Raw genomic sequence first — 15,179 nt, forward strand, 5'->3', positions numbered from 1 at the left:
CATGGAAAATAAACATCAACTCGGATTCGTCTTCAGACAAGAAAACTGTGTTGGCTGCCAAGCCTGCACTATTGCCTGCCAAATCCACAATGAACTCCCAGAAGACGTACGCTTTCGTAAAGTCGACAGATACGAAGTGCCGTGCGATGACGGTGCAATAGACGTATGGCTAAGCCACTCCTGTATGCACTGTGGTAATCCAGCCTGCTTAATTGCTTGCCCTGCCCAAGCATATACAGTACGCAGTGACGGGCTCGTCGTACTCAACCGCGACAAGTGCACAGGTTGTGGCCTGTGTGTCAGTGCCTGCCCTTACGATGCCGTCGTCATGCTTAAAACTGATGGTAAAGCCGCTAAATGCAATATGTGCATTGAACTGATCGACCAAGGTCTTAAGCCTGCGTGCGTCGATGGCTGCCCCGTAAAATGTCTCGATACCGACCGTATCAATCAGTTACTCGCTCAAAAACCTTCAGTCTCTAAGCAAGGGATTGGTTACGGTAACTGCGTCACCAAACCTAACATGGTCATTGTTAAGGAGCGGCTATGACATCAACGGATTTTGGTCCAGTAGCGGCAGGTTATCAGGCGTTCAAGGGAATGTTGTTCACCCCTTCGTCTCCCGAGACCCTGCAACTGCTGATCACTTGGTTAGAGCATAACCAGCAATATCCCATGCTGTTGCAGGAGGCTCGTAAATGGTTTACTGAGCCGATAGAGCTCGAATGTGACTATAACCGCATGTGTATAGGACCGACACGCTTGTTAGTGCCCCCCTATGAGTCTGTGTATCGCGATGGGGGAAGGCAACTCAACACCGACAACACCAGTACTGTGGCCAAGTTTTACCAAAAACTAGGCCTAGTAATAGATAACAAACTCAATGAACCTGCTGATTATATTGGCAATGAAATGGAGTTTCTCTTCTGTGCCGAAGCCCTACGCCATCACCATAGCAATACCAACCCCACAATAGCCAATGAGTTGAACCAGATGGCACAGTGTTTTTTACAACAACATCTCGGTACTTGGTTTGAATATTTCACAGACGGAATGTCACGCCATGCTCAGCTCAAGTTTTGGGACTGCTATGCCAAGGCACTAGCCGACTTTTTGGCGAACAGATTAAATATTGCAGGGGCCCATGCCCCATCTGAAAAGCCTCGACTCGATGCTTAAGGATATAATATGAAAAGATTAATCACTGTTATCACTAGTCTTACTGCTGGCATTTACAGCTTACCGCTACTGGCGAGCGAAACGTTAATGCCCCAACCTCAACAATGGCAACCCATACAGGAAATCGCCGTTCAAGGGGATATTCCTGAACTTCGTGGAATGCCACTACAGCCTGAGTTTCCTGCGCCCTTGGCCCAAGTCAATCAAGGCTATCTCGAAACGCTCGCTCCTGCGACTTGGTGGGCCGATCTACTGACCTACAGTTTCTTTGGGATGTTTTTCGTCTTAGCCCTGTTTGTTTTAATCAATGGCAAGGCAAAACTGACTCAAGGTTTCTCTGGCCATAAAGTCAACCGCTGGAGTGGAATGGATATATTGTTCCACTGGATAGGCGCAATTGCTTGCCTACTGCTGATCGGCACCGGACTAGCGATGATCGCAGGCCGTTTTTGGTTAGAACCGAATATGGGAGCAGAACGTTGGATCGGTTTTATCGGTAGCTCTGTAGCCATTCATAACCTTATGGCCTTTCCCTTTATATTAGGTTGGTTAGTAATGGTGGTGAAATGGGCCAACAAACAACTCCCTGAAGCCTGCGACTTAGGTTGGTTTAAGACGCTCGGCGGCTACCTCAACTTCGGCTCGTTCAAAGGTAAGCACCCTGATGCAGGCTTTGCTAACGCAGGCGAAAAACTCTGGTTCTGGTGTTTTGCCCTGTTTGGCGCTCTGATGATTGGCTCCGGTGTGGTCTTGATGTTCCCAAGCTTGGTCGCAACCAAAGATGGCGCCAATCTCGCCTTAATCCTGCATCTCGTGAGCGCTTTCGTGCTAGGGGCATTTACCGTCGTACATATCTATATGGCAACAGTGATTTCTGAAGGCGGTATGGAATGCATGCTCACAGGGAAATGCGATGAGAACTGGGCTAAGCAACACCACAATCTCTGGTTCCAGAAGTTACCTAAAAGCAAGTAAAAGCTGACGACTCGGGGTCACTGCAACTCCAAGTGAGTCAATAACGCCAGTATCCCCCCCATTCGGGGGGAATCACCCACACCCATGTCCGCGATCTTTAAGGTCAGGGCTAGTTGCATCTTAAAAACCCGTTACACCCTAAAATAAGGGGAAAATTATGAATAAAACCTCACTACTGCTACTCGGTCTCACGCTGCCTTTTGCCACTATGGCCGCAGAAAATCGTGATTGGGAACAACTCGATCGCCGCCTACAACACTTAGAACAGCAACAAACAACTCAACTGCAAAATACCGAACTTAGCCTCTACGGCTCACTGAGACCGACGCTAGTCTACAGCGATAGTCGTTTGAGCGACGATTGGGATGTTGGAGATGCGCTCTCACGTATAGGAATTAAGGGTAAAACTGAATTCGCTCCCGGCTGGGCATTGCTGGCACAGGGGGAATGGAAAATAAACCTGAACGGTGATGGTAGCTTTGGTGATGCACGCTTAGCTTTTGCGGGCGTAAGCTCTCCTTGGGGACAATTCACTCTCGGCCGTCAACGCCCCGTACAATATAGCCTAGTCGCCGAATATACTGACATCTTCAATAATGCCAACTCGCCTTTCGCCTACAATCAGGAGAGTCCTTTCTTTACGGATAATCTCGCGCTCTATCAAACAAAAATCGGCTATTTTACCCTTATGGGTTCCGCGCAATTTAAGAGCGAAGAGGCCAACAGTGGTGCCGATATGCTGAACGCAGGGCTTGGCTTCGACTGGCAGCAGTTGCACCTAGGCCTAAGTTACCTAGAGCAGGATACTTTCGAGTCCAATCTTAATACTGGCAAAGAAAATACTACTGGCTTTGCAATGGCTTATAGCTTTACCAATGGTGTCTATCTTGCCGTTGCCTATCAATATAAGGACTACCAACTCAATCAAGGCGAAGACCGAGAGGGCTATAGCCTCGATAGTGCACTCGCCCTTCCACTCGGCCAGGACTATAAGCTTAAGCTGGGTTACTTCCGATTCGACGATGGGATAAACGACTCAAGCAGTCTTAACTATCAAGGCGTTAATACCACAATAGAGTGGAATCCCAGCGCCAATGTGCGCCTACATGCAGAATACTTATATCAAGACAATGACAACCGAGATACAGATAACAGTATCGCTATCGGGGTTCGCTACGACTTCGATTTAAACTGGAAAGGTTAACCCAAACCCAGCCAAGGATGGCACTCCTCTCAACTGCGCAGATTGCTCATAAGGTACGGCGATACGCGGCGGGTGTTAGGCCGAAGGTTTGTTTAAAGCGTGCCGAAAATTTTTCTGCTGACAAGTACCCGCAAGACAATGCGACTTGTAAAACTGAATCGCTAGAGTTTTGCAATAGTGCTAAACCCTGGCACAAGCGCACTTCGGCAAGTAATTGCCTAAAGCTTGTGTCTTCCTGCGCCAGTTTACGTCTTAAACTGGCACTGCTCATATGCAACTTGTCGGCGATTTCCTCTTGCTGCCATGGGGCCGAAGGATGTTGACTCAGTATTGCCAATACGGCTTGGGTGACACTCGATTGCTTATGCCCATAAAGCCAATTCACACTACTTTGCTGCGGCAAACTTAACAATAATGCGGCTAAATAATGCATCTGCACCGATGTGGGCAGCGCCAAGGTCAGGCTATGCAGTAACGCATTCCAGGCAAAATCGACCGAGCGTGAGATCGTTTGTGTAGGCTTTGGCATCATCCTATCGGTTGCCGCCAGCGTAACGCCTGAGGGCAACTCATAGGGCAAGACGAGTTGCACCGCTCGGTAACGTCCGCTCATCGGCCGATTGACGAAACTGATATGGCTTCCGGCGGGTAACAATAATAGCTGTTCCGCATTCACGGCGAGGGTATCATCTTGCCAAAGCAACGACTTTTCCCCTTGGATCACTCTAATAATCGAGGGCTGATGCACAGGCACCCGTGAGAGTGACTGCGCCTGTTTCGAGTCGTATTCAAACATGCGGATCATACATCAGCCCTGTAATATCAGCGGTGATACACTGCGGTCAGCTTAGCGTGCCCTAAAGCTTGTGCATTGAGCATAAAGCCTAACAGCGCGGGTGAGGCATCCTTAGGTAACTCTAATGGCGACGGTAGCGCCCACACTGTAAATTCATATCGGTGCATGCCATGCCCCTGTGGTGGACAGGCGCCACCAAAGTCGGTGGTGCCAAAATCGTTCTTTAGCGCAATCGCCCCTTTAGGTAATGCATTGGCTTTAGAACCCGCACCTTGCGCTAATTGCTGTTGATCGCCACCAATATTATAAACTGCCCAATGCCACCAGCCGCTGCCCGTCGGTGCATCGGGATCATACGCCGTCACCGCATAGGCTTTCGTGCCTTCAGGGGCATCGCGCCAAGCAAGTTGGGGCGAAATATTTGCGCCTGTACAGCCAAACCCATTAAAAACAAATTGATTAGATAATTGCTGACCTTCACTAATATCTTTGCTCGATAAGGTCATGGCCTGCACCGACCCTAATACTGCGGTAAATAATCCAATTCCGACTATCCACTTATGTAAATGCTTCATCACAATCTCCAATTGATACGTAACACCGCTAATTTACGTCAGTCTTAAGTGGCAAACCTGCCTCAAAACGCCAATTTTCTTCCCTAAATGCTCAAAATTGAGAAAAAGTCTCGACTTTTTGTCATATTTAAGCACTCAAGTGATTTTGTAAAGACTTAATCTGCATTTTTATGCAGGGATGGCGTACTCTATAAATTACCAAGCAAATTAATACTGTAGTTTGCGCGTAATTAGATATTTATTATTTATAAATTTATGCATTTTTAATTTTAAAAATAAACTGACAATATTTACTTTCGTTATTTAGATAATGATACTTAAGGATGATTGACTGTAATTACACAGATAAAACTTATTGCAATAAATAATTACAGTTAATTAAAAATAAGACACCGATCATATTTTTATTGGCAACACCTAGATAAACTCCATGCCGTAATAAAACGAATTAATAATTTTCTCGAATTTCATAATGGAGTTGTATATGAAGAGGAAATCTAAAATCATGGCACATATTCGACGTACTAGACATATCATGATGCCTAGCCAACGTGATTACTTCGACCATTCATTTATCTTCCTTCGCTAATCTTCGCGTAGGTAGTAGACCAATTAACAGGTCTAAAGTGGTATTGCCCTCGTAAGCGCATACACTTATCGTACTGTTTTTTTTCAGGTTTATTATCTCGCACCTAAATCAAAGCATTCTTTTGCTCGTGCAGTAACGCTGCGGCTAAGTCATTCATTTTGAATAAATCTATCTATTTATTCTTGGACGACTTATAGCTTCATCATATCTGCACACGGAATAGCCATATCTAATTTAATACCATTAATATTTTTAATTAGGTATAGGCCAAGTTGTATCCAAAACTTTTTAAAGTAAAAGGGAAATTAACGATGAAATCATTAAAAGTTGCCGCCAGCTTATCTGTTAGATCATGTTTTGAAATAGACAGAGAAGTTGTCAATGTATTAACCACAGATTTTTGCGATGTGGGCGCGGCTGTAGTTTCTGTTGATGATGTTAAAAATGGTATTGTTGAAAAAATTAAAAATACCGGATTAAAACTGCCTATTTTCGTATCCGTTTGCTGTGAAGAAACCTTCCCAGATGATATTTGCTCCTCGATTACCGGGGTATTTGAACTCTGCGGTAGCAATACCGATTTCTATGGAAAACAGGTCGAAACCGCCGTCCAAAAATATGAGCAAGCCCTACTACCACCTTTCTTTGGCACACTGAAAAAATACGTGGAAATGGGTAACTCCACCTTTGCCTGTCCAGGCCATCAGGGTGGTCAATTTTTCCGTAAACATCCTGTGGGTCGCCAATTTTTCGATTTCTTTGGCGAAACCATTTTCCGCTCAGATATGTGTAATGCCGACGTTAAACTCGGCGATCTATTAATCCACGAAGGTGCACCGCTGGATGCACAAAAATACGCGGCGAAGGTATTTAACGCCGATAAAACCTACTTTGTGCTTAACGGCACTTCTTCTTCAAACAAAGTGGCGACCAACGCACTGCTAGCGAAGGGTGACTTGGTATTATTCGACCGTAATAACCACAAATCCAACCATCATGGCGCGTTAATTCAAGCGGGCGCAACACCGATTTACTTAGAAACTGCCCGTAACCCCTTCGGTTTTATTGGCGGTATCGACGCCCACTGCTTCAAAGAAGCTTATTTAAGGGAACAAATTCGCGAAGTTGCACCAGAGCGTGCCGATGAAAAACGCCCGTTCCGTTTAGCGATTATCCAACTCGGTACCTACGACGGCACCATCTACAATGCTCGCCAAGTAGTTGATCGTATTGGCCATCTATGTGACTACATCCTGTTTGACTCGGCTTGGGTGGGCTATGAACAGTTTATTCCTATGATGAATGACTGCTCACCACTGCTGCTAGAACTGACACCTGAAGATCCCGGTATTATCGTGACTCAGTCAGTACACAAACAACAGGCCGGTTTCTCACAAACCTCGCAAATCCATAAAAAAGATAAACATATCAAAGGCCAAGCCAGATATTGTAACCATAAACGTTTCAACAACGCCTTTATGATGCATGCCTCTACCAGCCCCTTCTATCCGCTGTTTGCCGCATTAGATGTGAACGCTAAGATGCACGAAGGCGCTAGCGGTCGATATCTGTGGCGTGAAGCCGTCAAAGCAGGGATTGAAGCCCGTAAGTTACTGCTCAAAAAATGTAAATATATCAAACCATTTATCCCAAGCATGATCGATGGCCGCCAATGGCAGGATTATCCAACCGAGCAAATGGCCGATGATTTACGTTTCTTCGAGTTTGAACCAGGACAAAAATGGCACTCCTTCGAGGGCTATGAAAAAGGCCAATATTTCGTTGACCCCTGTAAGTTCCTATTAACCACACCAGGTATTGATGCCGAAACCGGTAAATATACTGAGTTTGGTATTCCCGCGACGATTTTGGCTAACTTCTTACGTGAAAATAATATTATTCCCGAGAAGTGCGACTTAAATTCGATTTTATTCCTGATGACGCCTGCGGAAGATATGGCAAAGATGCAGCACTTAGTGTCGCAAATATCTCGCTTTGAGAAATTAGTCGATGAAGATGCGCCATTATCTGAAGTATTACCTAACGTCTATAACGCCAATAAAGCCCGTTATAAAGACTACACCATTCGCCAACTCTGCCAAGAAATGCACAACCTTTATGTCAGCCATGACGTAAAACAACTGCAAAAAGAAATGTTCCGCCATGCTCACTTCCCAACCAAAGTGATGGACCCGCAGGAAGCTAACCTCGAGTTTATTCGTGGCAATGTCGAATTAGTGCCACTGTCGCAAATCGAAGGGCGAATTGCCGCAGAAGGCGCCCTGCCATATCCACCAGGGGTGCTATGTATGGTGCCAGGTGAAATATGGGGTGGCGCAGTACAACGCTATTTTTTAGCTCTCGAAGAAGGCATCAACTTATTACCCGGATTCTCTCCAGAATTACAAGGTGTTTACCTCGAAAGCACCCCAGACGGAAAAATCCAAGCCTTAGGTTATGTATTAAATAAATAATTGAATCTGACTGTAGAGTTAATTAACCCCGCTCTACAGTCAATTTCAACCTTCTATAATGAATTACATTATTAGGTCATTATTATGAGTAAATCAGAAAATAAAATTGGCGTTGTCCAATTAACGATTATCACCATAGTCAATATGATGGGCTCTGGGATTATCATGCTGCCCACCCAATTAGCCCAAGTCGGTACTATCTCTGTGCTTTCTTGGCTTGTGACCGCCGCAGGCTCAACCGCGCTGGCTTTTGCGTTTGCAAAATGCGGTATGTTCAGTAAAAAAACCGGTGGTATGGGCGGTTATGCCGAATATGCCTTTGGCCGCAGCGGTAACTTTATGGCGAACTACACCTATGCGGTTTCGCTACTTATCGCTAACGTCGCCATCGCTATCTCCGCCGTGGGTTATGCCGCGGTGCTACTCGAAGTGAACTTAAGCCCAATGGCTATCTGTCTTGCCACCATTGGCGTGCTTTGGTTAGCCACAGTCGCAAACTTTGGTGGTGCTCGCATTACGGGTCGCGTGAGCAGCGTGACCGTATGGGGGATTATTCTGCCAGTGATTGGCGTGTCGTTAGTCGGTTGGTTCTGGTTCGACATCGACCTCTATAAAGGCGCATGGAACCCACATGATATGCCGTTCTTCAAAGCCTTAGGCGGTTCTATCGCGATGACCTTATGGGCATTCCTTGGCTTAGAATCGGCTTGTGCTAACTCAGAGGCCGTTGATAACCCAGAGAAAAACGTTCCTATCGCCGTAATGGGCGGAACCTTAGGAGCGGCGCTTATCTATATCGTTTCCACCAACGTGATAGCTGGGATTGTGCCTAACGCCGAACTTGCTAATTCAAACGCACCTTTTGGTTTAGCCTTCGCGCAAATGTTTAACCCTGTTGTGGGTAAAATCGTAATGGCCTGCGCCATTATCTCCTGTACAGGTTCATTGCTCGGTTGGCAGTTCACTATCGCGCAAGTGTTTAAAGCCTCTGCCGATGAAGGTTTCTTCCCTAAAGTGTTCGCTAAAGTCAGCAAAGCAGATGCGCCAATTTGGGGGATGACCATCATCGTTTCGATTCAAACCCTGCTGTCTTTGATGACTATCAGCCCATCACTGAGCAAACAGTTTGAAGCGCTCGTTAACCTTGCGGTGGTAACTAACATTGTGCCTTATATCCTGTCGATGGCAGCGCTAGGTGTGATGCAAAAACAACTCAAGGTGCCAGCGAACAAAGCCCGTGTCGCCAACGTGATTGCGATTATCGGTGCTCTGTATAGCTTTTACGCCCTCTATAGTTCTGGTGAAACAGCTGTGATGTTAGGCGCTATCGCGACCTTCTTCGGCTGGACTATCTACGGGGTGATCTCCAACAAAACCCCAAGCGTTGGGATTAAAGCAGCGTGAGCACAATGCCCCTGCGAGTCTCATTTAATACATAAGAAACTTAACAGCAATACGTCATTAGGGACCTTAAGCCGCAGAGCCTAAGGTCCCCAGACAAAACTTGCCTAATTTAGGTGGAATGATGAAAAAAACCTGCATCGCGTTAATGCTACCTATGCTGTTGGTGGCCACCAGCAGCCAAGCGATTGAACTTTATAACGATCAAAAAAACTCATTAGATTTAAGCGGTTGGTTAGGATTCGCGGCACTCAACGACAGCCACGATACCTCAGTAATCGATGACTCCTCCCGAGTACGATTTAGCTTTGAACGCAGCGAGAGAAATGGCTGGACCGCCTTTGCCACCACGGAATGGGGCATCAACATGGTGTCTAGCGATGACAGTTTAGTGATGCAAGGTGGCAAATTGGCCGCCGAAAAAACCGAAGACTTCCTCTACAACCGCTTAGGTTATGTCGGTATGTCACACGATGAATGGGGTAGCCTCAGCTTTGGTAAGCAATGGGGCGCTTACTACGATGTTGCAGGCACAACGGACTTACCGAACGTCTTCGCCGGATATAGTGTCGGTGCCTATGCCTTTAGCGATGGCGGTTTAACCGGAACTGGCCGTGCCGACTCCGCGTTTATCTACCGTAATAGCTTTGGCCCAATGCAAATCGCCCTACAATACGCCGCCAAAACCAATGGTGATGTCACCTTAAAAAACGACGACGGCAGCGAAATGACTAACTCTGAGCTCAATTTCGACAGCAGTTACGGTGCCAGCCTGACCTACTCACTCACCGATAAATTTAAACTGCTAGCCGGCTTTAACCGTGGCGACTTTGAAGGCCACCTAGGTAACACTCAAGTCGATGAAACCAACGAAATCGTCGGTATCGGCGCCATGTATGGTGATTACTATCACTACGCCGATAACCGCGAAGCCAGCGGTCTCTACGTCGGCTTTAACGCCCATCAGAGTAAGAACAATGAGCTAGTCGGCGGCGAACTCTACGACGCTACTGGCGCTGAGCTGATGACGGCCTATCAATTCGATAATGGCTTTGTGCCTATGATTGTCCTCAGCTATTTGGACTTAGACACAGATGCCAGTACGCCCATCCAAGGCAAATGGACCCGCCAATTCGCCATGCTTGGCCTGCACTACCGTTACAGTAACGACACTGTGATGTTTGCCGAAATGAAGTTAGATTTCAGCAACATGGATGATCCAGCACTCGAAGCGCAGGAAGATAATGGCTTTGCGGTAGGGATTAACTACTTCTTTTAGGAATGGAAAGTCTTCATCAGGCTCTCCCGTACATTGAGGGATAGTGGCTCACGTTCCTCATATCCGTGAGCCCATTTGAGACTGAGGTGCGGCGCACGTTCCGTCTACAAACGCTCGCCACACACTCATTGGATGGTACCGCTGGTTTACCATCATCTCTGCGCCACTCCAAATAGGTTTACTGGAGTGGCATTTTTTTCACCGTTACTTGGCGTGCTGACGGCCTGAAGAGGCTTTGTTTCCGCGGCCTTGGTGGCCAGCTTTACCCTGCTCTGATTTTCCCTTAAAGCCCGACTGACCAAAAGGAGCCTTAGCTCCCGGACGGCTGCTCTTAGGCTGCTGACCTTGCGTTGCATTCGCCCCAGACTTGGGTCCCTTAGGCTTGCTTGCGCTCGGTTTGCCCTTGGCATCGCCTTTGCCTTTACGCTCATCAAACTGATTACCCGAGAAGCGTGTCAGGGCTTTTTGCCCTTGGTTGGCATCCTTCATCCATTTAGGGCCACGTTCGTTGCGCCCTTCTGGCGGCACGAGGTGATTCGGGCTGTTGCCAATCAAATCTTCACGCCCCATGGCAATCAAGCCTTCACGGATAATTGGCCAACCTGCTGGGTCGTGGTAACGCAGCAGCGCCTTATGCAGGCGGCGTTGGCGGCCCTTCTTCGGCACTGGCACCACCTCACTGGTGTGCTTGACGTTTTTCAGCGAGTTCAACTCAGTGTGATAAATGGTCGTCGCATTGGCCATTGGCGATGGATAGAAGTTTTGCACTTGGTCGAGCTTAAACTTACGCTCCTTCAACCAGAGTGCGAGGTTGAGCATATCCTCGTCGGTTGTGCCGGGATGCGCCGAAATAAAATAAGGGATCAGGAACTGCTCTTTACCCGCTTCCTTAGAAAACTTATCGAACAGCTCTTTAAACTTATCGTAGGCGCCCATGCCGGGTTTCATCATCTTGCTGAGCGGCCCTTCTTCGGTATGCTCAGGGGCGATTTTTAAATAGCCGCCCACATGGTGCTGGACCAACTCTTTGACATAAGCAGGATCTTCAATCGCTAAGTCGTAACGCACACCCGAAGCAATCAAGATTTTCTTAATGCCGGGCACAGCACGAGCGGCGCGGTACAAGTCGATAGTATGTTTATGATCTGTGCCTAAATGGCCGCAAATCGATGGATACACACAGGATAAACGGCGACAGGTTTTCTCCGCTTTTTCACTGGTACAACCGAGGCGATACATGTTGGCAGTGGGGCCACCTAAGTCAGAAATCACCCCAGTAAAACCGGGAACCTTATCCTGAATATCTTTGATTTCTTTGATAATCGATTCTTGCGAACGGCTCTGGATAATCCGGCCTTCGTGCTCGGTAATCGAGCAGAATGAACAGCCGCCAAAACAACCACGCATGATGTTGATCGAGGTTTTGATCATGTCATAGGCAGGGATTTTCTCCTTACCGTAGGCAGGATGCGGCACCCGTTTATAGGGTAAATCGAACACGGCATCCATTTCGTCGGTATTGAGTGGCCAAGCTGGCGGGTTCACCCACACGCCACGGTCACCGTGGGGCTGGAACAAGGCCCGCGCACAACCAGGGTTTTGCTCTTGGTGCAAAATCCGCGAAGCATGGGCGTATAAATATTTGTCTTCAGACACCTTTTCAAAGGCAGGCAGCAGCACATAAGTTTTATCCCATGGCTTAGGGCGTGGCGGCTGCACACTGATAGGCTTTGGCGCATCGTTATCGAAAATTTTAACATCCGATGGGCCAGATAAATTGGCACAGCCCACATCGTCGGCGCCATAGGGGTTCGGAATAGGATCGATCTTATGTAGTTGATCTATCTTGCGAGAATCCATCCCACGCCACTCGGGCATAGGCTCTTTACGGATAACGGCAGTACCGCGCACATCTTGGATATCCGCAATCGCTTCGCCCGCCGCTAAACGACGCGCCACTTCGGCCAGCGGACGCTCGGCGTTGCCGTACATTAAAATGTCGGCCTTGGCATCAAAAATCACGCTGCGGCGGACTTTATCCGACCAATAATCGTAGTGCGCAATACGGCGCAGACTCGCTTCGATGCCGCCGATAATGACAGGCACATCTTTGTAAGCTTCTTTACAACGTTGGGTATAAACCGTCACAGCGCGGTCGGGGCGCTTACCGCCGACATCGCCAGGAGTATAGGCATCATCGCTGCGAATTCGGCGATCGGCGGTATAACGGTTGATCATCGAATCCATATTGCCGGCGGTGACACCAAAAAACAAATTCGGGCGACCAAGCTGCATAAAGGCATCTTTGCTCGACCAATCGGGCTGGGCAATAATCCCGACGCGGTAGCCTTGGGCTTCTAACATACGGCCAATCACCGCCATACCAAAACTAGGATGATCCACATAGGCATCGCCAGTGACGATAATAATGTCACAGCTGTCCCAGCCTAATTTCTCCATCTCCTTGCGGGACATAGGTAAGAAAGGCGCTGTGCCAAAACATTCGGCCCAATACTTGGGATGGCTAAACAGTGTGGATTCAACTTGCATCGATTTTGACCCAAAAACGTAATGTCAAACAAAGGTGCAGACAAAAGCAAGCCGCACCGATTTAGGGACGCGGAGTATAGCAGGCAAACAGGGATAAGTGCGATTAAAAAAACAGCAGCCGAGGTGTTTTTCGGGGTATTTACGCCAATGCGCTTAATACCCCTAAAGTGGCTAAGGATATGGCTTAGACGGCCATTACCTATCCCAGCAGTTACAGACTTTGGGAAAAATGCACTAAGTTGACTAGGGCTAGGCTGATAGTCACCAACCAAGTGAGCAACACGCCCCAAAAACGGCCGAAATGATAACCGCCTTTGCCTTGAGTTAAGCCAATAGCATGGAGTAAACGCGCTACAATCCATACAGTACCAAAGCAGTGCAAATAGAAATGCGCTAAGCCACCCGCCTCGGCCACTAGCATTAAAATCAATACGATGGGCGCATTCTCAATTAGATTTGCGTGCACCCTGTTCGCCAGTGCTAAAGCATCGTTACCGCCGTCACCGAGACCGATTTTTTGGCTTCGTCTTAATTTCACCACTCGATACGCTAAAGCAATGATTAACAACCCAGTCAAGCTGGCGTAAAACCCTGTTACGATTAATGGCATAGCAACTCCCTTTTAATTAACATAAGCGCGGTATACACCGCAAAAATTCAGCAATTTATTTGTATTAAGGTTAAAAGCCATTAACCTTTTAGTGACGAGATAGGTTAATATGCGCACGCAATCTCTTACAACTTTTTATACAGCGAATAGCCCGATTGGATAACGAACAGTTTCTCGAAAAGCGTAAATTTATCATTAAGCTAGGTAAGGCTTTGCATAAGTTTGGCACACCCGCTTACCGTCTTGAAACCCATTTACAAACCGTTTCTCGGACGCTCGGAATCGAAGGTTATTTTTTAATCTCGCCGACCTCCATGACCTTCGTATTACAACACGATACCGATCAAGAATATAACCATGTTGCGCGGGTAAAACCCGGCGAGTTGGATTTAGGTTCTCTCGCCCGCACCGATGAACTGGTGGATGAACTCACCTCAGGTAAACGCACGCTCACCGAAGCCTTAGACAGGCTAGAGGAAATTGCCAACAAACCCAACCCCTACGGCCCAGCACTAACTTGTTTTTCCTTCGGCACCTCAGCAGCGGCATTTGCCATGTTGATGGGCACAGGGTGGAACGATGTTTTTTGGTCTGGTTTGTTAGGCTTGCTAGTCTATGGCTTTGTATACCGCGCCGAGCGCTCGACTCGCATGGCAGAAGTGTTAGAGCCATTCGCGACGATTGTTTGCGCCATTGCCGCCTGCGCCATTGCCCGCATCGACCCTAATATTAATATTCCGGTGGTGATCCTCTCCTCGATCATCATCTTTATTCCCGGTTTAGCCTTAACCTTGGGGCTTGCTGAGCTGGCGGCACGCGATTTGATTTCGGGCACAGCGCGGATCATGGACGCCAGTATGCTGTTGTTTAAGCTATATTTTGGTGCAGTTTTGGGGATGGCAATTGGTAAAGCCTTCTTCGGTGAGGCCATTTATATCGAACCGGAAGGATTGCCTCGCTGGGCGATTTGGTCGGCGGTGCCCATCCTTTCTATGGCGCTGGTGTTCATCTTTAAAGCACGGATGCAAGATTCGCCTTGGGGCGTTCTAGCGGGAATTGTCGCATTTTTCTCCGCCATGTTAGGTGGGCACTTTTTTGGGGATTCGGTGGGGATCTTTTTTGGTGCCCTAGCCGTAGGAGTTTACTCCAATCTTTATGCCCGTTGGATGAAGGCTCCCGCCTCAATTGCATTGCTGCAAGGCATTGTGATCTTAGTACCCGGCAGTAAAACCTACATAGGGCTGAACGCGCTGATCTCCGGCGAAACTATGCTTAACCAATCCCATATTGGCTCGCAGATCTTTTTGATCTTTATGTCGCTTATCGCCGGACTGATTTTTGCCAACGTCGTAGTACCACCAAGGCGTACGCTATAACATTCATCCTCAGGGCTGGCGCCAACTCCAGCCCTATTCTTAAAATAACCTTATGTAAAATCATAATCTTATTAAAATGTTTACTTGACTAATCGTCATATCCCGTGTGTTATTAAATTGTGAAGCAGCAGAACCTTAAGCTGTTGCCATCCAGTTTACGGGAGTGGTTTT

General features: G+C 47.5%; 12 protein-coding genes. 8 read left to right on the forward strand and 4 right to left on the reverse strand.

What is annotated here, in order from left to right; all coding sequences use genetic code 11:
* Position 1 precedes the first annotated feature (1 nt).
* The 4 genes from JM642_RS18930 to JM642_RS18945 all read left to right on the forward strand — a co-directional run bounded on the left by JM642_RS18930 (position 2) and on the right by JM642_RS18945 (position 3,358).
* On the forward strand, positions 2-550 hold the full coding sequence (locus tag JM642_RS18930) for a 4Fe-4S dicluster domain-containing protein (RefSeq protein ID WP_203432354.1): 549 nt from the start codon (positions 2-4) through the stop codon (positions 548-550).
* A complete protein-coding gene (locus JM642_RS18935; protein WP_203432355.1) occupies positions 547-1,179 on the forward strand; it encodes a molecular chaperone TorD family protein in 633 nt (210 codons plus the stop codon). Before JM642_RS18930 ends, JM642_RS18935 begins: the two co-directional genes overlap by 4 nt.
* A gap of 9 nt (positions 1,180-1,188) precedes the next feature.
* Positions 1,189-2,154 (forward strand): formate dehydrogenase subunit gamma, encoded by a 966-nt coding sequence (locus JM642_RS18940; RefSeq protein ID WP_203432356.1) that lies wholly within the window; start codon positions 1,189-1,191, stop codon positions 2,152-2,154.
* A gap of 157 nt (positions 2,155-2,311) precedes the next feature.
* Complete coding sequence (locus JM642_RS18945) at positions 2,312-3,358, forward strand: porin (RefSeq protein ID WP_037431621.1); 1,047 nt, start codon at positions 2,312-2,314, stop codon at positions 3,356-3,358.
* A gap of 46 nt (positions 3,359-3,404) precedes the next feature.
* Here the strand turns inward: JM642_RS18945 and JM642_RS18950 are convergent, their stop codons facing one another.
* Positions 3,405-4,163, reverse strand: a complete 759-nt coding sequence (locus tag JM642_RS18950) for an AraC family transcriptional regulator (protein WP_037413785.1) — start codon at positions 4,161-4,163, stop codon at positions 3,405-3,407.
* A 17-nt stretch (positions 4,164-4,180) separates the two neighbouring features.
* On the reverse strand, positions 4,181-4,729 hold the full coding sequence (locus JM642_RS18955; RefSeq protein ID WP_047534161.1) for a YbhB/YbcL family Raf kinase inhibitor-like protein: 549 nt from the start codon (positions 4,727-4,729) through the stop codon (positions 4,181-4,183).
* Between the two features lie 900 nt (positions 4,730-5,629).
* On the opposite strand from JM642_RS18955, the gene speF reads away from it, so the two are divergent.
* From speF to JM642_RS18975, 3 genes are all read left to right on the forward strand, one after another.
* Positions 5,630-7,792 carry an ornithine decarboxylase SpeF gene (gene speF / locus JM642_RS18965; protein WP_203432357.1) on the forward strand — a complete coding sequence of 721 codons (2,163 nt, stop codon included), beginning with the start codon at positions 5,630-5,632 and terminating at the stop codon, positions 7,790-7,792.
* A gap of 84 nt (positions 7,793-7,876) precedes the next feature.
* Positions 7,877-9,196: a putrescine-ornithine antiporter gene (gene potE, locus JM642_RS18970; RefSeq protein ID WP_037413789.1), complete on the forward strand. Its 1,320-nt coding sequence runs from the start codon at positions 7,877-7,879 to the stop codon at positions 9,194-9,196.
* Between the two features lie 121 nt (positions 9,197-9,317).
* A complete protein-coding gene (locus tag JM642_RS18975) occupies positions 9,318-10,472 on the forward strand; it encodes a porin (protein ID WP_203433863.1) in 1,155 nt (384 codons plus the stop codon).
* Positions 10,473-10,676: 204 nt separating this feature from the next.
* Here JM642_RS18975 and JM642_RS18980 read toward each other — a convergent pair whose 3' ends face one another.
* Together JM642_RS18980 and JM642_RS18985 are read right to left on the reverse strand one after the other, a co-directional pair.
* Complete coding sequence (locus JM642_RS18980; RefSeq protein WP_055647366.1) at positions 10,677-13,022, reverse strand: YgiQ family radical SAM protein; 2,346 nt, start codon at positions 13,020-13,022, stop codon at positions 10,677-10,679.
* A 211-nt stretch (positions 13,023-13,233) separates the two neighbouring features.
* Positions 13,234-13,632 (reverse strand): MAPEG family protein, encoded by a 399-nt coding sequence (locus JM642_RS18985; protein ID WP_037413796.1) that lies wholly within the window; start codon positions 13,630-13,632, stop codon positions 13,234-13,236.
* 155 nt (positions 13,633-13,787) lie between these two features.
* Between JM642_RS18985 and JM642_RS18990 the strand changes: the two genes are divergently transcribed.
* Positions 13,788-15,008 (forward strand): threonine/serine exporter family protein, encoded by a 1,221-nt coding sequence (locus JM642_RS18990; protein WP_037413798.1) that lies wholly within the window; start codon positions 13,788-13,790, stop codon positions 15,006-15,008.
* Positions 15,009-15,179 lie beyond the last annotated feature (171 nt).

The organism is Shewanella sp. LZH-2 (assembly GCF_016859145.1).
Taxonomy (GTDB): domain Bacteria; phylum Pseudomonadota; class Gammaproteobacteria; order Enterobacterales; family Shewanellaceae; genus Shewanella; species Shewanella xiamenensis.

Coding starts and splice junctions, on each gene's coding strand:
- JM642_RS18930 (WP_203432354.1), top strand. CDS start 2: ATGGAAAATAAACATCAACTCGGATTCGTCTTCAGACAAGAAAACTGT.
- JM642_RS18935 (WP_203432355.1), top strand. CDS start 547: ATGACATCAACGGATTTTGGTCCAGTAGCGGCAGGTTATCAGGCGTTC.
- JM642_RS18940 (WP_203432356.1), top strand. CDS start 1,189: ATGAAAAGATTAATCACTGTTATCACTAGTCTTACTGCTGGCATTTAC.
- JM642_RS18945 (WP_037431621.1), top strand. CDS start 2,312: ATGAATAAAACCTCACTACTGCTACTCGGTCTCACGCTGCCTTTTGCC.
- JM642_RS18950 (WP_037413785.1), bottom strand. CDS start 4,163: ATGATCCGCATGTTTGAATACGACTCGAAACAGGCGCAGTCACTCTCA.
- JM642_RS18955 (WP_047534161.1), bottom strand. CDS start 4,729: ATGAAGCATTTACATAAGTGGATAGTCGGAATTGGATTATTTACCGCA.
- speF (WP_203432357.1), top strand. CDS start 5,630: ATGAAATCATTAAAAGTTGCCGCCAGCTTATCTGTTAGATCATGTTTT.
- potE (WP_037413789.1), top strand. CDS start 7,877: ATGAGTAAATCAGAAAATAAAATTGGCGTTGTCCAATTAACGATTATC.
- JM642_RS18975 (WP_203433863.1), top strand. CDS start 9,318: ATGAAAAAAACCTGCATCGCGTTAATGCTACCTATGCTGTTGGTGGCC.
- JM642_RS18980 (WP_055647366.1), bottom strand. CDS start 13,022: ATGCAAGTTGAATCCACACTGTTTAGCCATCCCAAGTATTGGGCCGAA.
- JM642_RS18985 (WP_037413796.1), bottom strand. CDS start 13,632: ATGCCATTAATCGTAACAGGGTTTTACGCCAGCTTGACTGGGTTGTTA.